This is a genomic window from [Actinomadura] parvosata subsp. kistnae, from assembly GCF_900323885.1.
Taxonomy (GTDB): Bacteria; Actinomycetota; Actinomycetes; order Streptosporangiales; family Streptosporangiaceae; genus Nonomuraea; species Nonomuraea composti.
The window spans coordinates 456,207-475,504 of record NZ_OOHJ01000015.1 but is presented as its reverse complement, the minus strand read 5'-3'; the positions used below and the strand labels follow the sequence as shown (position 1 = coordinate 475,504).

The 19,298-nt window shown below is 74.0% G+C and carries 17 protein-coding genes and 1 pseudogene; 9 read left to right on the top strand and 9 right to left on the bottom strand.

Annotated elements, in window-relative coordinates:
* Window positions 1-42 precede the first annotated feature (42 nt).
* Entirely contained in the window at window positions 43-732 is a 690-nt protein-coding gene (locus tag KIS93_RS16895; RefSeq protein ID WP_080036682.1) for an alpha/beta fold hydrolase, read from the top strand.
* A gap of 41 nt (window positions 733-773) precedes the next feature.
* Window positions 774-1,976, top strand: a complete 1,203-nt coding sequence (locus KIS93_RS16890; RefSeq protein ID WP_222107500.1) for a cytochrome P450 family protein — start codon at window positions 774-776, stop codon at window positions 1,974-1,976.
* A 43-nt stretch (window positions 1,977-2,019) separates the two neighbouring features.
* Here KIS93_RS16890 and KIS93_RS16885 read toward each other — a convergent pair whose 3' ends face one another.
* The gene (locus tag KIS93_RS16885; protein ID WP_222107499.1) at window positions 2,020-3,192 is read right to left on the bottom strand and encodes a serine hydrolase domain-containing protein; all 1,173 of its coding nucleotides are present in this window, start codon (window positions 3,190-3,192) and stop codon (window positions 2,020-2,022) included.
* Between the two features lie 197 nt (window positions 3,193-3,389).
* On the opposite strand from KIS93_RS16885, the pseudogene KIS93_RS68955 reads away from it, so the two are divergent.
* The 3 genes and pseudogenes from KIS93_RS68955 to KIS93_RS16875 form a co-directional block, all read left to right on the top strand.
* A pseudogene (locus KIS93_RS68955) lies at window positions 3,390-3,635 on the top strand (TetR/AcrR family transcriptional regulator); the annotation flags it as partial.
* 38 nt (window positions 3,636-3,673) lie between these two features.
* The gene (locus KIS93_RS65245) at window positions 3,674-3,904 is read left to right on the top strand and encodes a hypothetical protein (protein ID WP_246005293.1); all 231 of its coding nucleotides are present in this window, start codon (window positions 3,674-3,676) and stop codon (window positions 3,902-3,904) included.
* A 267-nt stretch (window positions 3,905-4,171) separates the two neighbouring features.
* Window positions 4,172-4,780, top strand: coding sequence for a GNAT family N-acetyltransferase (locus KIS93_RS16875; RefSeq protein ID WP_186404280.1), 609 nt, complete (start codon window positions 4,172-4,174; stop codon window positions 4,778-4,780).
* 23 nt (window positions 4,781-4,803) lie between these two features.
* Here KIS93_RS16875 and KIS93_RS16870 read toward each other — a convergent pair whose 3' ends face one another.
* Together KIS93_RS16870 and KIS93_RS16865 are read right to left on the bottom strand one after the other, a co-directional pair.
* Window positions 4,804-6,840: an ATP-binding protein gene (locus tag KIS93_RS16870; protein WP_186404279.1), complete on the bottom strand. Its 2,037-nt coding sequence runs from the start codon at window positions 6,838-6,840 to the stop codon at window positions 4,804-4,806.
* A gap of 2 nt (window positions 6,841-6,842) precedes the next feature.
* Entirely contained in the window at window positions 6,843-7,418 is a 576-nt protein-coding gene (locus KIS93_RS16865; RefSeq protein WP_080036686.1) for a TetR/AcrR family transcriptional regulator, read from the bottom strand.
* A 102-nt stretch (window positions 7,419-7,520) separates the two neighbouring features.
* Between KIS93_RS16865 and KIS93_RS16860 the strand changes: the two genes are divergently transcribed.
* Window positions 7,521-8,483 (top strand): aldo/keto reductase, encoded by a 963-nt coding sequence (locus tag KIS93_RS16860; RefSeq protein WP_080036687.1) that lies wholly within the window; start codon window positions 7,521-7,523, stop codon window positions 8,481-8,483.
* 20 nt (window positions 8,484-8,503) lie between these two features.
* Here KIS93_RS16860 and KIS93_RS16855 read toward each other — a convergent pair whose 3' ends face one another.
* From KIS93_RS16855 to KIS93_RS16840, 4 genes are all read right to left on the bottom strand, one after another.
* Window positions 8,504-9,109 (bottom strand): response regulator transcription factor, encoded by a 606-nt coding sequence (locus tag KIS93_RS16855; protein WP_080036688.1) that lies wholly within the window; start codon window positions 9,107-9,109, stop codon window positions 8,504-8,506.
* The gene (locus KIS93_RS16850) at window positions 9,106-10,329 is read right to left on the bottom strand and encodes a sensor histidine kinase (RefSeq protein WP_080036689.1); all 1,224 of its coding nucleotides are present in this window, start codon (window positions 10,327-10,329) and stop codon (window positions 9,106-9,108) included. The genes KIS93_RS16855 and KIS93_RS16850 overlap by 4 nt, the downstream gene beginning before the upstream one ends.
* A complete protein-coding gene (locus KIS93_RS16845; protein WP_080036690.1) occupies window positions 10,326-11,558 on the bottom strand; it encodes a sensor histidine kinase in 1,233 nt (410 codons plus the stop codon). The genes KIS93_RS16850 and KIS93_RS16845 overlap by 4 nt, the downstream gene beginning before the upstream one ends.
* Window positions 11,559-11,670: 112 nt before the next feature.
* The gene (locus KIS93_RS16840) at window positions 11,671-12,150 is read right to left on the bottom strand and encodes an SRPBCC family protein (protein WP_080036691.1); all 480 of its coding nucleotides are present in this window, start codon (window positions 12,148-12,150) and stop codon (window positions 11,671-11,673) included.
* A 261-nt stretch (window positions 12,151-12,411) separates the two neighbouring features.
* Here KIS93_RS16840 and KIS93_RS16835 point away from each other — a divergent pair, with 261 nt between their 5' ends.
* Genes KIS93_RS16835 through KIS93_RS16825 form a run of 3 tightly spaced genes read left to right on the top strand, consistent with a single transcriptional unit; the run spans window position 12,412 to window position 18,026 of the window.
* On the top strand, window positions 12,412-16,242 hold the full coding sequence (locus KIS93_RS16835) for a Pls/PosA family non-ribosomal peptide synthetase (protein WP_080036692.1): 3,831 nt from the start codon (window positions 12,412-12,414) through the stop codon (window positions 16,240-16,242).
* On the top strand, window positions 16,239-17,546 hold the full coding sequence (locus tag KIS93_RS16830) for a M1 family metallopeptidase (RefSeq protein WP_155129476.1): 1,308 nt from the start codon (window positions 16,239-16,241) through the stop codon (window positions 17,544-17,546). The genes KIS93_RS16835 and KIS93_RS16830 overlap by 4 nt, the downstream gene beginning before the upstream one ends.
* A 45-nt stretch (window positions 17,547-17,591) precedes the next feature.
* Window positions 17,592-18,026 carry a nitroreductase family deazaflavin-dependent oxidoreductase gene (locus KIS93_RS16825; protein WP_080046460.1) on the top strand — a complete coding sequence of 145 codons (435 nt, stop codon included), beginning with the start codon at window positions 17,592-17,594 and terminating at the stop codon, window positions 18,024-18,026.
* Window positions 18,027-18,071: 45 nt separating this feature from the next.
* Here KIS93_RS16825 and KIS93_RS16820 read toward each other — a convergent pair whose 3' ends face one another.
* Both KIS93_RS16820 and KIS93_RS16815 read right to left on the bottom strand, forming a co-directional pair.
* On the bottom strand, window positions 18,072-18,347 hold the full coding sequence (locus KIS93_RS16820; protein ID WP_080036694.1) for a YciI family protein: 276 nt from the start codon (window positions 18,345-18,347) through the stop codon (window positions 18,072-18,074).
* 41 nt (window positions 18,348-18,388) lie between these two features.
* Entirely contained in the window at window positions 18,389-19,297 is a 909-nt protein-coding gene (locus KIS93_RS16815) for an amidohydrolase family protein (protein ID WP_080046461.1), read from the bottom strand.
* Window position 19,298: the final 1 nt, after the last annotated feature.

Genomic DNA, 19,298 nt, shown 5'->3' with positions numbered 1-19,298 from the left:
CTCACCACCCTGACAGGGCGACTTGCGAAAACGGAGGAGAACATGATGAACAAGGGAACGCTGCTGCTCGTGCACGGCGCCTGGCACAGTCCGTCGTGCTGGGATCGGCTCGTGCCCGAGCTGGAGGAACGCGGCTGGCGCACGTCCACGGTGGACCTGCCGAGCACGTGGGGGGATCCGCAGGTGGGGATGTACGACGACGCGCGGGCCGTACGGGAACGGCTGCTTGCCCTGGAGGGGCCGGTCACCGTGCTCGCGCACTCCTACGGCGGGGTCCCCGTCAGCGAGGTGGCCGAGACCGTGCCGAACGTGCGGCGGCTCGTCTACCTCGCGGCCCACATGCTGGAGGCAGGGGAGGCGGTGATCACGCCGCTCGGCGGGCCGTGGTTCCCGGAGGACGCCGAGCTGCTGCCGGCTCCCGACCAGCCGATCGAGACGCTCTACCACGACGTGCCCGCCGCGTGGGCGCAGGCGGCCGTCGCCCGGCTCAGGCCGCAGAGCGCGCGGGCGTTCACCGAGCGGCAGACGCGGGCCTCGTGGCGGGCGCTACCGTCCGCGCTCATCGTCTGCGACGATGACCGGATCATGCCCGAGCTGTTCATCAAGCGGCAGCTCACGATGACCGAGGTGGTCAGGCACCTGCCGGGGGACCATTCTCCGTTCCTGTCGCGGCCGGGCGAGCTGGCCGGCCTCGTCGACGAGGTGACGGCGGCTCTGCCCGCCCGCGGATGAGGCAGCCCGGCGGGTGCCGCTGAGCCAGAGAGAGGTGAACGGTGCAGCACGGCGAACCGGCCGCCGGCACGGTGGTCGATCTCGACCGGTCCTTCTTCCAGGACCCCCATCCGGTCTACCGGCGCGTGCGCGAGGCGGGGCCGGTGCTGCCCGCGCTCGCGCACCGGCGGCTCAGGGTCTGGCTGGTCACCAGGTACGCCGAGGCCAGGGAGCTGCTCAACGATCCCCGGCTGGCCAAGGACAGCGCCGGGGCGATGGAGCTGTTCCCGCCGGGGACCGCGGGCCCGTACGCCTCGTCGTTGTCGGCCCACATGCTCAACTCCGACCCGCCCGACCACACGCGCCTGCGCCGGCTCGTCACCAAGGCGTTCACCGCGAAGACGGTGTCGCGGCTGCGCCCGCGCATCGAGCAGATCACCGACGGGCTGCTCGACGGCATGGCGGAGGCGGGCGAGCTCGACCTGATAGAGGCGTTCGCCTTCCCGCTGCCGATCGCCGTCATCTGCGAGCTGCTCGGCATCCCGGCCGCCGACCACGACGTGTTCAGGACCTGGACCGCCCCGTTCGTGGCGGCCTCGTCGGCGGAGGAGATGCGGGAGGCGCACGCGTGGATGCTGGCCTACCTGACCGATCTCGTCGCCGCCAAGCGGGCCGTGCCCGGCGAGGACCTGCTGTCGGAGCTGGTGCACATCTCCGACGAGGGCGACCGGCTGTCACGGGACGAAGTGGTGTCCATGGCGTTCCTGCTCCTCGTGGCGGGCCACGAGACGACGGTCAACCTGATCGCCAACAGCGTGCTCGCCCTGATCGGCGCGCCCGCCCAGCTGGCCGCGCTGCGGGCCGACCCCGCTCTGCTGCCGGGCGCGGTGGAGGAGTTCCTGCGCTTCGACGGGCCGATCAACATCGCGACCCTGCGCTTCACGACCGAGCCGGTGCGGGTGGGCGACGTCGAGATCCCCGCGGACGAGTTCGTCTTCATCTCCCTGCTGGCCGCCAATCGCGACCCGGCCCGCTTCCCCGACCCCGACCGGCTCGACGTCACCCGGCCGGGCGGCGGCCACCTGGCGTTCGGGCATGGCATCCACTACTGCGTGGGCGCGCCGCTGGCCAGGCTCGAAGCGCAGATCGCCATCGGCAGGCTGCTCGCCCGCTTCTCCGGCATCGAGCTGGCCGCGCCCGTCCTGCAGTGGCGGGCCAGCACCCTCATCCGCGGGCCGCACACCCTGCCCGTCCGGGTCCGCTGAACACGGCTGCCGGCACCCGTGGGAGGACGCGGCCCGCGCCCGGCTACGGGCGTCCGTCGGAGGCCGCCGCCGCGCGCATGACGGCGTCGATCAGGAGGCGGTTCTCCGGGGCGCCGCCCCCGCCGGCGGTGAAGCGCCGGCGGGTGTAGCTGTAGGCGATGCCGCTGCCCGGGTCGGCGAACGACTGGGCGCCCACGGCGCCGCTGTGGCCGAAGGCGTCGGCGCCCAGGCCCGGGTAACGCGCGCCCAGGGCCTCGAAGCCGAGCAGGAAGTGATCGCGTTCCCCGGTCACCAGGTCCACGCCCGGCGTGTGCGGCCGGGTGAACGCGGTCAGCGTCGCCGGCTCCAGCAGCGCCGGCCGCCCGTCGACCGGGCCGATGGCGGCGGCGTACAGCTTGGCCAGCCCGCGGGCGTTGCCCACGCTCCCGGACGAGGCCGGGCCCAGGGCGCGTACGTGCCGGTCGTTGGCGAACTCCACCAGATCGGTCGGCCGGGCCGCGTTGAGGTTGAAGGCGATGCCGAGCAGGCTGTCCGGCGCGGGCGGGCCGGCCGCGCCCCGCTGCTCCGGCGCGAGCGGCTGAACGGGGAGGTAGCGGGGCTCCTCGTCCTCGGGCAGGCCGAGGAAGAAGTCCAGCCGGTACGGGACGCGCACCCGTTCGTCGTACACCTCCTGGAGCGAACGCCCGGTGGCGCGGCGGACCACCTCACCCGTCAGGGCCCCGATGACGAAGGCGTGGTAGCCGTAGCCGCTGCCCGGCCGCCAGTACGGCGCCTGCCCGGCCAGGCGCCGGGCGAGCAGCCGGTCGTCGGCCAGCTCCGCCGTGCTGAACCCGCCTGGTACGCCGATCAGGCCCGCGCGGTGGGCCAGCAGGTCGCGCAGGGTGATCTCGCCCTTGCCCGCGGCGGCGAACTCCGGCCAGTAGTGGGCGACGCGCCGGTCGAGCTCCAGCGTGCCGTCCTGCACCAGCAGCGCCACGACCAGGTGGGCCGCGCCCTTGCCCGAGGAGTACAGGGCCAGCAGCGAGTCGCCGGTCACCTCCGGGCCGGTCCACAGGTCCACGACCGGGCGGCCGTGGTGCCGGACGGCGAGCTGCGCGCCGAGGCCGGGCTCGCCGGCGGCGATGTCCGCGAACGCCCGCCGGACGTCCTCGAACCCCGCGGCGACCGTGCCGTGGACGATCTCGTGGCTGGTCATCAAGCCGGTTTCCCTCATCATCTCCGGTCCTTTCTCTCGCTGAGCGGCCTGAACTGTACAGCACAGTTCACATGAACTCAACAGTACAGTTCAGCTAGGATGGGGACGTGACGACAACGAGCAGGCGCGTCCCGACGGGAGAGCGCGCGGCACGCAAGCGGGCCGCCATCGTGCGGGCGGCCCGCCGCCAGTTCCTGGAGCACGGCTTCGGCGCCGGCATGGACCACATCGCCGCCGAGGCCGGCGTGTCGAAGGTGACCGTCTACAACCACTTCGCCGGCAAGGAGGAGCTGTTCACCGAAGTGGTGAGCGACGCGCTCGAACAGGCGCTGGGCCAGACCATGCGCGCCATGAACGAGCGCCTGCGCACCGGCGACGACCTGCGCGACGTCCTGTGCGCCACCGCCCGCGAGTGGGTCGAGGGCATCGCCCAGCCCGACGTGCTCGCGCTGCGCGCGCTCATCACCGCCGAGGCGCGGCGCTTCCCCGAGCTGGGCCGCCTGTGGCGCCGGCACGGCCCGACCGCTTCGCCGAGCCGCTGGCCACCGCGCTGGCCGCGCGCGACGACCTCGACATCCCCCGGATGGAGCTGGCGATCGTCCAGTTCTACGCGCTGGTGCTCTACCCGCACATCGTGCACAGCGCCTACGGCGACCGGCTCGACCCCGGGTTCACCGACGAGCTCATCACCACCGGGGTCGACATGTTCCTGAAGTACTACCGCAAACGTTGACCGGAAGGATCGCCACTGGACAGGAAACCGGACTGGTGAGTGGACAGTTCGTCCCCCGAGACTGTCACGGACATCATCCGTTCGAGGGGGATCTCCTGTGACGATCATTGACGCGGTCGCCGAGCTGGAAGGGCAGCTGGCCAACACGCGGGACTACTGGCTGGGATGGGGCAGCGCCGACCGGTGCGACGGCGAGCTGACCCTCTACCGCAGCGGGGTGTCGCATCCGCAGCTGAACGGGGTGCTCCGGGCCGGGGCGGGATCGCCGTGGAGGAGGCCGTCGCGCAGGCGCGGGAGCGGCTCGCGGGGGTGCCGTGGATGTGGTGGGTCGGGCCGGACAGCCGGCCGGGCCTCGCGGAGGGGTTGGCCGCCGCCGGTGCCGCCGAGGTCGCCACGATGCCCGTGATGGCCGTGGCCCTGGACCGGGTGACCATGCCGGACGGGCCGGCCGGGCTGCGGATCGAGGAGGTGACGGGGGCGGACGCGCTGCGGGAGTGGGTGAGCGCCTACGCGCCCTCGTTCGGTGTCATGCCTGACCAGGTGGAGCAGGTCACGCGGGTCGAGGAGTGGCGGGGGGACGAGGAAGGGGCCATCGTGCGGTTCGCCGGGCGGCTGGACGGGCGGGTCGTCGGCACGTCCGTGCTGCTCGACCGGCGGGGAGTCGCCGGGATCTACGTGGTCACGACCCGCGAGGGGTACCGGCGGCGCGGTATCGGCGCCGCCCTGACGGCCGCCGCCCTCCAGGAGGGTCGCGAACGGGGGCTTCGTGTCGCCACCCTCCAGGCGAGCGCCATGGGGGCGCCGGTGTACCGGCGGATGGGCTTCGAGGTCGTGTCGGCGTACCGGATGTTCACGTTGCCTCCGGCCGCCGGGTAATCCGCGGGGAGGTGTCCCGCCCTTCAGAGCTTGCCGGCGCTGCCGTAGAGCTCCCGCCGCCACAGGTCCGCGCAGATGCGCTGGACGCCGGCGGCCAGATGGCGGCGGTAGGTGGTGAAGGGCAGGCCGAGCCGTTCGGCGGTGATCAACTGGCTGGGGGAGCCGCGCAGGAACGTCGCCTCGACGGCCCGGTGCGGCTTGCGGGCGCGCGGATCGTCGCCGAGCCGGGCGACGGCTTCGACCAGCAGGGCGCGCAGTGACGCGGCGGGGTCGGGCCCGGGGTCCTCGGTGACCAGGCGGGTGCGGGTCAGCGGGCTCGCGGCCAGCTCGCGGGGGCGGGACAGCCGGCGCAGCGCCTTGCGGACGGCGGCGTGGAACTCCTCCTCGTTCAGGACCGCCAGCGAACCCTGACCCGGAGCCTCCGTCTCGTGCGGCGCGAGTGGAGGCAGGTCGCTCAGCCGGTCCAGCCACACCTGGGCCGGCATCTTGCGCCAGTCCTGGGCGAACAGACCGAACTCGATCTCGCCCACCCGGGGGCGTCGCGGCACTTCGATGAAGTCGTACTGGCGGAGGAAGTCGCGGCAGTCGTCGGGGTCGTGCCGGACGCTGTAGGACCAGGCCAGTCCCTGCGAGCGGACCCGGTCGCCGGTGCCGCGCCACTGGATGAGGTCCATCGCCGGCGAGCTGCCGCGGTAGGACGGCAGCACCCATGGCCTGGACACGGCGATGTGCTCGCCGGGCCGCAAGGGCTCGGTGGCGCGCGCGTGGGCCCAGGCGGCGGCGATGATCGGATCGGTGGCCAGCTCGTCCTTGTCGGGCGCGTGCAGCCGCAGCCAGGCGCGGAAGGCCACCGGCTCGCCCGTGCGGGTCAGGCGGTAGACGCGGAAGTCCGCCGACCGGCGCCGCAGCCAGAACAGGGCGCAGTCCGCCGACTCCTGGCCCTCGGTGCCGGCCACCTGGAGCAGGGCATCGAGGTCGGCGTCTCGGAAGGGGCCCTCCTGGACCTCGCCGTGACCGCGCCAGCTGGTGAAGAACCTGGCCGACAGCGGGTCGCCGCGGTGCGGGAAGGTCAGCGCGGCCGCCGCGGCCAGGACCTCCGCGTCGGGCACGGTGCGGACCTTGAGCGAGAGATGGCCGTGGACGCGCCGGTGCATCCGGGCGTAGCCGTCGGGGGCGCGCCAGCGCAGGTCGGCCTCCAGCAGCTCCCGTACGACGTCATGGGGATACAGGCCCATCGCGCTGGACTCGACGAACGGCAGCCGCCGCAGCCAGGCGAACAGCGCGGTCGCGTCGTCGCCGGGCAGCGCCGCGCGCAGCAGCTCCTCCGTCGTCATGTGGACGTGCGCGCACACGTCCAGGGCGCGCCGGTGCGCGGGCGACGGCAGGTCGCCGACGAGCTGGTCCAGCAGCGTGAGGATCACGTCCTGGCTGGGCGTCCACCGGCTGCCGGCCTGCTCGTCGGCGGCGGCCACGGCGGCGCCCAGCGACAGCGCCAGAGGGTTACCGCCCGCGAAGGACAGCAGCGGCTCCCGCAGGCCGGCGGCCAGGCCCCGGGCCTCCACCAGCGCCCGGGCCTCCTCCGGGCCGAGCTCGCCGAGCCGCGTGACCTCCAGGACGCCGGCCCAGCCGGGCTCGGCGCGCCAGCACAGGTCCGGTGGCGTCCTTCCGGCCAGGACGACCAGCGCCCCCACCGGCAGCCGGGGCAGGAACCGCTCGCGCAGCCAGCCCTCCAGGCCCTGGATCTGCTCGAAGGTGTCGACCAGCAGCACCGCGCGCTCGTCGCGCAGCACCGCGCCGGCCTCGGCCTCGAACGCCTCCGGGGTGGGGCTCAGGACGCGGCCGTCCAGCCGGATCACCGTCCGGCCCGCGTCGGCCGCCCGCTCGGCGAAGCGCCGCAGCAGCGCCGACTTGCCGATGCCGCCGGGCCCGTGCACGAACAGCACGCTGAACCGGTCGCCGCGCAGCGCCGCGTCGAAGGTGTCCAGCTCCTGCCGCCGCCCGACGAACGCGGCCGCGGAGACGCCGCGAAGACGCTGCCCGAGCGCGGCCCGCCGGCCCAACGCTAACCCCTGGAGGCCGCGTCGCCGGCGAGGCCGGTGACGAGGAGGTCGATGAGGTCGTCGGCCTGCCCGCGCCAGTGCGCGCCGGGGTCGAGCTGCCAGATGCCGCACAGCGCCAGCAGGACCAGCTCGGGGTCCAGGCCGGGACGGACCACCCCGGCCGCCTCGCCGGCGGCGAGCAGCTCGCCGATCGCGGCCTTCATCGCCTGGTACGTCTCCGGGAACAGCGACTTCCCTGCGCCGGTCGCCAGCCGCATGGCGTCGGCCAGCCCGTGCTTGGTCATCGCGCAGGCGGCGAGCGAGCGCAGCCACTCCCGCAGCGCGTCGAGCGGGGCGTGCTCGGCCAGCAGCCGGGTCGCCGCATCCCGCATCTCCTCGATGTCGCACTGGTAGACCGCCAGCACCAGGGCCTCCCTGGTGGGGAAGTGCCGGTACAGGGTTCCGTTCGCGATGCCGGCTCGCTTGGCGATGGCGTTCAGCGAGACGTCGGGCGACTCGGTGAGGGCCTCCAGGGCCGCCGCCAGGATCACGTGGCGATTCTCGAGCGCGTCGGCGCGCTTCGGTGTGGTGGTCGTCACGTCTGCCTCCCGGAGTTTGCTAAACGGGGAACTCCCATTTTATGGTGAAGCCTCCCGGTTCCGGGGAATTCCCCGGAACGTTCATCCTACAAGGAGCGCAGCATGCCCGTTCTGGGATCATCAGGTCTGCCCATCTTCCCCCTGGCCCTGGGCACCAACACCTTCCGCTGGACGGCGAGCGCCGAAGAGTCGCACCGCATCCTGGACGCGTTCGTGGCGGGTGGCGGCACCTTCCTCGACACCGCCGACGTGTACTCCATCTGGGCGCCCGGCAGCAGCGGCGGCGACGCGGAGACGGTGATCGGCGAGTGGCTGGCCGCCGGAGCCGACCGCGACAAGGTCACCATCGCCACGAAGGTCTCCAGCCACCCCGCCTACCCCGGGCTGAAGGCCGGCAACGTCGCCGCGGCGATCGAGCAGTCGCTCAAGCGCCTGCGGACCGACTACGTGGACGTCTACTACGCCCACGCCGACGACCCCGGCACGCCGCTGGAGGAGACCGTCGCGGCCTTCGACGACCTGGTACGGCGCGGCCTCGTCCGCCACGTGGGGCTGTCGAACTACGACGCCGCGCGCGTCCAGGAATGGATCGACATCGCCCGCGCCACCGGGGCGGCCCTGCCGGTCACCCTGCAACCGCACTACAACCTGCTGCACCGCGCCGACTTCGAACGGCGGCTGCGGCCCGTGGCCGAGCGCAACGACCTCGGCGTCGTGCCCTACCAGGGGCTGGCCGGCGGGTTCCTGACCGGGAAGTACCTCTCGGCGGCCGACGCCCAGGACGCCCAGCGCGGCCCCATGCTCGGCGGCTACCTCACCGAGCCCGGCTTCGCCGTCGCCAGGGAGCTGCGCGCCGTGGCGGACGAGCTCGGCACGTCCCCCGCCACCGTGGCACTCGCCTGGCTGCGCGCCCAGCCCACCGTCGTCGCCCCCATCGCCAGCGTCAGCACCGCCGGACAGCTCGACGCGCTGCTCGCCTCGGCGACCCTCGACCTGTCGCCCGACCAGCTCGCCAGGCTCACCGCCGCCTCCGACCGCTACGCGGCCACCCGGGCCGCCGCCTGAAAGGGCACGCTGGGGGACGGTCAGAGCCAGCCGGCGTCGCGGGAGATGCGGATGGCGTCGATGCGGTTGCGGGCGCCGACCTTGCTGATCGCGTTCGACAGGTAGTTGCGGACCGTCGCCTGCGACAGCGACAGGTCGGTGGCGATCTGGGCGACCCGGATGCCGGTGGCGGCGGCACGCAGGACCTCGGTCTCGCGCGGGGTGAGCGGGCTGCTTCCCGTCTCCAGGGCGGCGGCGACCAGCTCCGGGTCGATGACGCGTTCGCCGCGGGCGATGCGGCGGATGCCGTCGGTGAGGGCGTGGGCGGGGGCGTCCTTGACGATGAAGCCCCTGACATGGACCTTCAGGGCGCGCAGGAGGTTGCCGGGCTGGCTCAGGCCGGTCAGGACGAGCGTGCGGCAGGCCGGGAGCCGGGCCGAGAGCTGCTCGGCGGCGGACAGGCCGTCCAGGCCCGGCAGGTCGATGTCGAGGACCGCCACGTCGGGCTCGGTGCGCAGGGCAGTGGCCAGGACCTCGTCGCCACGCTCGATCTCGGCCACCACCTCCATGTCGTCCTCCAGCGACAGCAGGGCGACCAGGGCTGAGCGGATCATGTGCATGTCCTCGGCGATCAGCACACGGATCACGCGACCTCCTCGGGGACTTCTACCGACAGCGTGAACAGGCCGTCGCGGACGGTGGTGAGCCACGTGCCGGACGCGGCCCGGGCCCGCTCCGCCAGCCCGGCCAGCCCTGTGCCGGGTGGGGTGGGGCTCGGGCCGGCCGCCTCGGACAGCTCCGTGCCGGATGGGGCGGGGCTTGGGCCGGCCGCTCCGGTGGGTGCGGGTGCCGGGGCGGGGTGGGCGCCGTCGTTGACGATCTCCAGGCGGACCGTGCCCTGGCGGTGGGTGAGGGTGATGGTGCAGGTGCGGGCGTCGCTGTGGCGCAGCAGGTTCGTGGTGCCCTCGCGGATCGCCCAGGCCAGGGCGCTCTGGGCCGCCCCGGACAGCGGCGGGACGTCGGCCACGTCGAGGCGGGTGTCGACGCCGGCGGCGCCGAGCAGGGCCGCGGCCCCGTCGATCTCGGTGCGCAACGACACCGAGTGCTCGTCGCGGGTGATCGCGCGTACGTCCCGCAGCGCGTCCCTCGCGACGCCCGTCAGGCTCTCGACCTCGGCGCGGGCCGCGGCGGCGTCCTTCGCGAGCAGGCGCAGAGCCAGGTCGCCCTTGAGGGAGATGGCCGACAGGCTCTGGCCCAGCAGGTCGTGCAGATCGCGCGAGACGCGGACGCGTTCCTCGCCGACGGCCGTGGCGGCCAGCTCCGTGCGGGTGGCCTCCAGCTCGTGCAGCAGCCGCACCAGGCGGGCGCCGCCGACCAGCGTGCCGGCGTACAGGACGAGACTGAACAGGCTGTACGAGCCCAGGAGCAGGGCCTGGGCGACGGTGTAGGCGTCGTCGTGCAGCATGCCGATCACCTCCTTCACCGGGTTGTGCAGGAGCTGCGCGATCGCCGCGAGCCACAGCGGGCGGCCGCGGAGCAGCATCACCATCGACGCGAGCGCGAAGCCGGTGAAAGCCTGCCAGTTCGAGCCGAACCACCACAGCGGGACGTTCGCGAGGGCGACGAGGGCCGCCAGGGTCCACGGCCAGCCCGCCGGGCGCTCGCCCCTGGTGGCGGCCAGGCTGTGGCGCAGGCTCAGGCAGAGGGCCAGGACGAAGGCGACGGTGCCGGCCAGCGGGTCGCCGGCCGGGCCGTCCATGCCGAGGGCCGTGTAGACCGGGACCTGCCCGGCCAGCACGACGTGCAGGGCGATCAGCGGCCACAGGGGGTGGCGCACGACCCAGCGCGGCGTGATCGGCGGCGTCATGACCGGGCCTCCGACGGGCTTGTCTGCGACTGGCCGGCCTCGGTCGGGCTCGTCTGCGATGGGTGGGTGTCGGTCGGGCTCGTTTCCGACGTGCGAGCCTTCGTCGGGTCGGCCTTCGTCGGGTCGGTGGCGGGCCGGACGTCGATGGTCTCCATGGTGTCGTCGGTGCGCACCTCCAGGCGTGCCCCGCCCGGCTGGGCGACCGCCGTGATCGTGCAGGCGCGCACCCCGTCGGCGCGCAGCAGGCGGGTGACCGTCGCGCGCAGGGCCGCACGGGGCTGCGGCGCGATCGTGTCGGGGACGCCCGTGCGGGGAAGGTGCAGGCGGGTCTCGATGCCGGCGGCGGAGAGCAGGGCGGCGGCCGTGTCGAGCTCGGCGCGCAGGGACGGCTGCCGGTAGCCGCGCACCCGCTGCCGGGCGTCGGCGAGCGTGCGCCGCGAATCGTCGGCGAGCCTGGACAGCTCCGCCACCAGCTCGGCCCGCCGCCGGTCGAGCTCCGCCCGCCGGTCGAGCGCGGCTCGCGCGTCGAGCGCGGCGCGCCTGTCCAGCTCGGTCCGCTCGCCGAGTTCGGCCTGCCCGTCGAGCAGCGGCGTCAGGAGGCTGGTGGCGCGGGTGCCGCGGGCGGCGAGGGATTCGAGGGCGGTGCCGAGGGTGTGGCGGAGGTCGTCGTCGATGCGGCGTCGTTCCTGCGCCACCGCCCGCTGGGCGAGCACCTCCCTGGCCGACCGCAGGCGGACGAGGGCGGCGGACAGCCACACGAGCATGAGGACGGCCCCGCTGCCGCACAGCGTCGAGAGCGTGAGCCATGGGGCCGCGTTCCACGGCAGGCCCAGCAGCAGGGACGCGGGCGCCGCCGCGAGCACCAGCGCCAGGTACGCCGCGAACGCCCACGGGCCGGGCAGGACCAGGACCGCCGACACGGCGAGGCTCGTGTAGGCGCGCGGCCACATGTTCCCGGCCACGGGGGTGGCGGCGAGGACGATCACGGCCATGGCCGCGAAGGTCCAGTGGCCGGCCGGTTGCCGGGCGGCGCGGGCGGCGTACCAGACGTGGCGCAGGTGGAGGGGCAGGTACGCGGCGGTCGCCGCGACGCTCCACAGCCCGGTGCGGGTGTCGTTGCCGGGGTAGCTGAAGGCGAGCGCGACCTGCAGCAGGGGCAGCAGGCCGCTGCAGGCGACCGCGCCGGCCGGTGCGAGCCGGACGACGCGGTCGGACCGCCAGAACCCCACCAGCCGAACCGCCCCTCGTCCACGTGCCCTGGCTGACCAGGGTAGGTGACCCGGCCGATCGGCGACCACCAGCGGCGGCCGGGACGGGGAGAGGGGGAGGGTCATGCCCGGCTCAGGCCCGCACGCCCGCGTCGATCACCCGGCCGAGGTTGTCGAGCTCGTTGGCCCGGCCGGCGGCCAGCCGCTGTGTCCACTCCTCGTCGTGCATCGCGTCGGCCGTCATCGTGACGCGGACGCCGTCTTCGACCGGCTGCAGCTCGACCACGGTGAGGAAGTCGTAGGGGTCGACGCCGGGGATGAAGTCGGCGAGCGAGGTGTAGGAGAGCCTGCCGGGCTCGGACACCTCCACGAACGTCTTGCGGGACTCGGTGTTCAGCGGCATGCCGTGGCTCTCCATGAACGCGATCTGCTCCGGCGCGGTGGCGGTCATCGTGTAGATGAGGTCGCCGCCGGGCCGCAGGTCGAGCTTGCCGACCTCGACGGTGAAGCCGTCGGGCGACCACCAGGAGACGATGCCCTCCGGGGTGGTCCACAGCTGCCAGACGTGCTCGGGGGTGGTGGGGTAGGTGCGGGTGATCTGCACGCTTGCCATGGTGGGCTCCTTGTGAAGCGGTTGAGCGGGTGATGAAGCCCCACCCTGCACCTTGGGTGGCCTGCGCGAACAGATGCGGATGTCACTATGGGCGCCGTGTGTTTCGCGAGTAGGCGGACTTGAGTAGCGGAATAGGCCCGGAATAGGCACCGTCGCGACGGCCGTTGCGTGTGGGGTGGCGAACGCCACGACGGTGGCGGATGATGCGGGGGCCGTGTGCCTTCCCCGAGGCATCGACCGCCTGACCCCAAGGAGCGGCGTTTGCGTAGCGACTCGGTCGATGTGTCCCAGAAGGCCGCTTCCGCGGTTTATCCCGCCGGAGTGCTGGCGGCGTCCCCCCGTACCCTCGTCGACGTCCTCGACGAGACCGCGCGCCTGCACCCCGACGCGCCCGCGCTCGACGACGGCACCGTGTGCTGGAGCTACCGCGACCTGCGCGCGGAGGTGGGCCGGATGGCCGCGGAGCTGGCGGAGGCGGGGATCGGCCGCGGCGCCAGGGTGGGCGTGCGGGTGGTGTCGGGGACGGCCGAGCTGTACCTGTCCATCCTCGCGGTGCTCGCCGCCGGCGCCGCGTACGTGCCGGTCGACGCCGACGACCCGGACGAGCGGGCCGAGCTGGTCTTCACCGAGGCCGCCGTGGACGCGGTCATCACCGACAAGATCAAGGTGCTCGGGGGCGGCCGGGACGACGGCGGCCCGCCCGCGCCGGACGACGACGCGTGGATCATCTTCACCTCCGGCTCCACCGGCAAGCCGAAGGGTGTCGCGGTGACGCACCGCTCCGCGGCGGCGTTCGTGGACGCCGAGGCGGGGCTGTTCCTGCGGGAGCGGCCGATCGGCCCGGGTGACCGCGTGCTGGCCGGGCTGTCGGTGGCCTTCGACGCCTCGTGCGAGGAGATGTGGCTGGCCTGGCGGCACGGCGCCTGCCTGGTGCCCGCGCCCAGGGCGCTCGTACGCACCGGCATGGACCTCGGCCCGTGGCTGGCCGGCAAGGGCATCACGGTCGTCTCGACCGTGCCGACGCTGGCCGCGCTCTGGCCGGCCGAGCACCTCGACGGGATCAGGCTGCTGATCTTCGGCGGGGAGGCGTGCCCGCCGGAGCTGGCCGCGCGGCTGGCCGTGCCGGGGCGGGAGGTGTGGAACACCTACGGCCCCACGGAGGCGACGGTGGTCGCGTCGGCGGCGCCGCTGACCGGCGAGCAGCCCGTCCGCATCGGGCTGCCCCTCGACGGCTGGGACCTGGCGGTGGTCGGCGACGACGGCGAGCCGGTCGCCATGGGGGAGACCGGCGAGCTGGTCATCGGCGGCGCGGGCCTGGCCCGCTACCTCGACCCGGTCAAGGACGCCGAGAAGTACGCGCCGTTACCGTCGCTGGGCTGGGCGCGCGCCTACCGCAGCGGCGACCTGGTGCGGGCCGACCCGGAGGGGCTGGTGTTCGTCGGCAGGGCCGACGACCAGGTGAAGCTGGGCGGGCGCCGGATCGAGCTGGGCGAGGTGGACGCCGCGTTGCAGGCGTTGCCCGGTGTCACCGGCGCGGCGGCGGCCGTCCGTACCGCCGGGGGCGGGCATCAGCTCCTCGTCGGGTACGTCGTCACCGGCCCCGGCTTCGACGCCGGCGAGGCGCGCGACCTGCTGGCCGACTCGCTGCCCGCCGCCCTGGTGCCGCGCCTGGCGCCCGTCGGCGCGCTCCCGACCCGCACCTCGGGCAAGATCGACCGCGACGCGCTGCCCTGGCCCCTGACCGGGCGACTCGCCGTCTCGGAGCTGACTCCCGCTGAGGCGCGGCTGGCCGGGCACTGGACCGCGATCCTGGGAGTGGCGCCGGAAGGGCCCGGCGACGACTTCTTCGCCAGTGGCGGCACGAGCCTCGCCGCGGCCAGGCTGGTGTCCGTGCTGCGCCCCGACCACCCCGACGTGGCGGTGGGCGACGTGTACGCGCACCCGACGCTGGCCGGCCTGGCCGCGCTCCTGGCCACCAGGGGTGGCTCCGAGGCCGCCCGCCCGCCCGTGACGCCCATGCCGCGCCGGGCCGCGACGGTCCAGGCGCTGCTCATGGTGCCGCTGCTCACGGCCGGCGCCATGCGCTGGATCGTCCCCCTGGCCGCGCTCGGCAACGTGCTGGCCGCGCCGTGGGCGCCCGCGCTGTCCTGGTGGTGGGTGGCGCTGGGCGCGCTGGCGTTCCTCACCCCCATGGGCCGGGTCGGCCTGTCGGCGGCGCTCGCCCGGTTGCTGCTGCGCGGCGTACGGCCCGGCAGCCATCCGCGCGGCGGCGGCGTCCACCTGAGGTTGTGGTTCGCCGAGCAGTTCGCGGCCAGGCTCGGCGTGCCGGACCTCGCCAGCGCGCCCCTGATGACCTGGTACGCCCGGCTGCTCGGCGCGCAGGTGGGCGAAGACGCGGACCTGCACTCGCCGCCGCCTGTCACGGGCCTGCTCAAGGTCGGCAGGGGCGCGTCGATCGAGCAGGAGGTGGATCTCAGCGGGCACTGGTTCGACGGTGACGTCCTGCACGTCGGCGAGATCAGGATCGGCGCCGGCGCCACGATCGGCTCCCGCTCCACGCTGCTGCCCGGCGCGAAGATCGGCAAGAACTCGCAGGTGGCGCCCGGGTCGGCGGTCGCCGGCGCGGTGCCGTCCGGCGAGCTGTGGGCCGGCGTGCCCGCGTTCCGCCAGGGCAGGTCGCGCAAGCCGGGCGAGCGCGCCGCGCGTTCCCCCTGGTGGACCGCCCTGTACGGGGTGACCGCCGTGGCGCTCGGCCTCCTCCCCGTCGCTGCCGCCGGGGCCGCCTTCGCGGTCCTGGCCTGGTCCGCCCGCGAGGCGCGTACGCTCGGCGCGGCGCTGGCCGCCGCCCTGCCCGGCGTGCCGCTCGCGACGGTCACCGGCATGGCCGCGTTCGCGCTGCTCACGCTGGCCAGTGTGCGGCTGCTCGGGCTCGGCCTGCACGCCGGGCAGCACCCGGTGCACAGCCGGCAGGCGTGGCAGGCGTGGGCGACCGGCCGGCTGATGGCCTCCGCCCGCGTCTGGCTGTTCCCCCTGTACGCGAGCGTCCTGACCCCGGCGTGGCTGCGGGCGCTCGGCATGAAGGTGGGCCGGGGCGCCGAGCTGTCCACGGTGCTCGCGCTGCCCACGATGACGTCCGTCGGCGACGGCGCCTTCCTGGCCGACGACACGATGGTGGCTCCGTACGAGCTCGACGGCGGCTGGATGCGCATCGCGACCGCGCGGATCGGCAAGCGCGCCTTCCTCGGCAACTCGGGCATGACCGCCCCCGGGCGCAAGGTGCCCAAGGACGGGCTGGTCGGCGTGCTGTCGGCGACGCCGAAGAAGGCCAAGTCGGGCTCGTCGTACGTCGGCATGCCGCCCATGAAGCTGCGCCGCACCGCGGAGGAGGGCGACAGGAACCGCACCTACGACCCGCCCGCCCGGTTCAAGGTGGCGCGGGCCGTCGTCGAGGCGTTCCGCGTGGTGCCCGCCATGGCCGCGGTCGCGCTCGCCGTCCTGGCCGCCGCCGCGTTCGAGGCCGTCGCCGCCCGGTACGGCTTCGCGGCGGCGATCGCCCTGAGCGGCGTGATCATGGCGGTCGCCGGCGTGGTGGCGGCGGCGGTCGCCACGGCCGCCAAGTGGCTGCTGGTCGGCCGGATCGGCGCGGGCAGCCGGCCGCTGTGGAGCTCGTTCGTGTGGCGCAACGAGCTGGCGGACAACTTCGTCGAGGTGCTGGCCGCGCCCTGGTTCGCCCAGCCGTGGCTGGGAACCGCGCCGCTGAACGTGTGGCTGCGCTCCCTCGGGGCACGCATTGGACATGGGGTCACGTGTGACACGTACTGGCTGCCCGAGGCGGATCTGGTGACCCTCGGCGACGGCGCGTGCGTCAACCGGGGCTGCGTCCTGCAGACCCACCTCTTCCACGACCGGGTCATGAGCATGGACACCGTCACCCTCGACGCCGGCGCGACCCTCGGCCCGCACGGCGTGGTGCTGCCGGCGGCGCGGGTGGGCGCCGACACCACGGTCGGCCCCGCGTCCCTGGTCATGCGGGGCGAGCACGTGCCCGATCGGACCCGCTGGTTCGGCAACCCGGTCTCGGCATGGCGATGACCGAGCAGATCCACAGCACCCCGCACCTGCCCGGGGACCCGTACTTCCCCGCGCACGGCGACCACCGCTACGGCGTCTCGCACTACGACCTGAGGCTGACCTACCGCGTCGCCGCCAACCGGCTCGACGGCACCGCCCTGCTGACGGTCACGGCCGCCCAGCCCCTCAGCGCGCTGGAGCTGGACTTCGCCCAGCTCAGGGTCGCGGGCGTCACGGTGGACGGCCTGCCCGCCCGCTACGCCCACGGCCGGGGCAAGCTGCGCGTGACACCGTCCCGGCCGCTGGCCGCGGGGGAGCGGGTCGTCGTGGGGGTGCGGTACTCCGGCAAGCCCGTGCCGGTGCCGAGCCCCTGGGGCGGGCTGGGCTGGGAGGAGCTGAGCGACGGCGCGCTCGTCGCCGGCCAGCCGATCGGCGCGCCGTCCTGGTTCCCGTGCAACGACCGTCCCGGGGACAAGGCGTCCTACCGCATCTCCGTGACGACGGCCACGCCGTACCAGGTCATCGCGAACGGCGCGCTGCTGGCCAGGCGGCGCGGCGCCGGGAACACGACCTGGATCTACGAGCAGCCCGAGCCGATGGCGACCTACCTGGCCAGCGTGCAGATCGGCCGCTACCAGATCTCCGAGTACGGCGGCGCCCGGCTCGCCCACCCGCCCCGGCTGGCCACCCGCGTCCGCCACGACTTCGCCCGGCAGGGCCAGATGATGGCGCTGTTCGGCGACCTGTTCGGCCCCTACCCGTTCACCGGCTACACGGTCGTGGTGGCCGACGACGACCTGGAGATCCCGGTCGAGGCCCAGGGCATGTCGATCTTCGGCCGCAACCACGTGGACGGCGTGCGCGGCGGTGAGCGGCTGGTCGCGCACGAGCTGGCCCACCAGTGGTTCGGCAACAGCCTCACCGTGGCCCGCTGGAGCGACATCTGGCTGCAGGAGGGCTTCGCCACGTACGCCGAATGGCTCTGGTCGGAGTCGTCGGGCGGCCCGCCCGCCGCCGAGCACGCCCGGCGCTGGCGGCACCGCCTCACCCAGCTCCCGCAGGACTTCGTCCTGTCCGACCCGGGCGCGCCGGCCCTGTTCGACGACCGCGTCTACAAGCGCGGCGCGCTGACGTTGCACGCGCTGCGCGGGGCGATGGGCGACGAGCCGTTCTTCACCGCCCTGCGTGCGTGGACCGCCGCCCACCGCCACGGCACCGTCACCACCGGGGAGTTCGCGGAGCACGTGCAGCGGCACACAGACCGCCCGGTCGCCCCGCTGCTGTCGGCCTGGCTGCACGACCGTTCGCTGCCCGACCTGACCTGATCGCCGGCAGGAATGGCGAGCGGGCGGGGGTTGTTGGTGGTGAGCATGTCGGACGAGACTGTAGAGCTGAGCCCCAGCGACTGGGTGCGGGACCAGACGAAGAAGATCCTTGAGACCGGCACCACCGAGGGCATCGACATCGCCGGGTCGCCGATCGTGCTGCTGACCCTGCGCGGCGCCAAGAGCGGCAAGCTGCGCTACACGCCCGTGATGCGGGTGGAGCACGAGGGCCGGTACGCCGTCGTGGCGTCCAAGGGGGGCGCTCCCGAGCACCCCACCTGGTACTACAACATCAAGGCGCACCCCGAGTTCACATTGCAGGACGGCACCGTCACCAAGCGGTACGTCGCGCGGGAGGTCGAGGGCGCGGAGCGGGCGGAGTGGTGGGAGCGGGCCGTCGCGGCCTATCCGGCCTACGCCGAGTACCAGACGAAGACCGACCGGCAGATCCCGGTGTTCGTCCTGGACCCGAAGGAGTGACCCGGCGCGGCCGGCGGCACGCCGCCGCCGGTCGCACCGCGAAGGTCAGTCGAGGGAGCCGACCGTCACCCGCCACTCCCGCAGGGTGCGGTCCTTGGTGACGTCGAGCTGCGTGTACGGGTCCTGGTCGACGAGCGCCTGCGCCGCCGCCTCGTCCTCCGCCCGCAGCACGATCATGCCGGCCGTCAGGTCCGTGTACGGGCCGGCCGCGACGACGGCGCCCCGCTCCCAGAGCTTGTTCAGGTGGGCCAGGTGGTCGTCGCGGCGCTCCGCGCGCAGCGGGGTGTCGTTGTAGCCGTAGGTCAGGACGAACAGTGCCATTCCTGGGTACTCCCTTTTGTTGATGTCAGCCTTCGTTGATGTCAGCCGCCGAGCCCGTACACCCGCCGGGCGGTGCCGGCGAAGACGGCGTGCCGGTCGGCGGGCGGCAGGTGGGCCAGCGCGTCCTTCCACGCGCCGACCAGGTGCGGCATGGTGGTCCAGAGCCGCTCGACCGGGAAGTTGGTGCCGAACATGGCCCGGCCGGCGCCGAAGCGGGCGAGCACCTCTCCGGCGACGAAGGAGATCAGCTCGGGGTCCACGCGGTGGACGAACGTGCCCTGGCCGGTGAGCTTGACGACCACGTTCGGCAGCTCGGCCAGCGCGGACAGCCCGGCGCGCCACGGCTCCACGTACTCCTCGCCGATGAGCATGCCCGCGTGCACGAGCACGAAGGTGAGGTCGGGGAAGGCCGCGACCAGGTCGGCCGCGTCCGCCATCTGCTCGGGGAAGACCTGCAGCTCGAACAGCCAGCCGAGGTCGGCGACCGCGCCGAGGTTCTTGCGGAGCACCGGGTCCTTCATCCGGTCGGGCGCGGTCGCGAAGCGGAACTCCGGGCGTTCGTGCCAGTGCAGCTGCTGCCGGATGCCCCGGACGAGAGGGGTGAGCGCGGCCTGCCGCCGCAGGACCCGCGGCGTGTCGTCGTCGAACAGGTCGGCCGCCGCGACGACCGCCGACGGCCGGCCCGTCTCCTCGTGGACGTCGCGCAGCCAGCGCACCTCGTCCACGACCCGGTCGAGCGGCCAGTTCGTCTGGACGTAGACGGATTCGGTGATGCCGCAGGCCGTGGCATCGGCGGCGTACTCGTCGATCAGGTAGTCGCGCCTGATCGCCTCGTACGGCCCGAAGATGCGCGGCACCATCGGCCCGGACAGCCACGGCAGGTCGGCGACCCGCCAGATGTGGTGGTGCGCGTCGACGATGTCGCCCGAGTAGGGGGCCGCTTCCGGCATG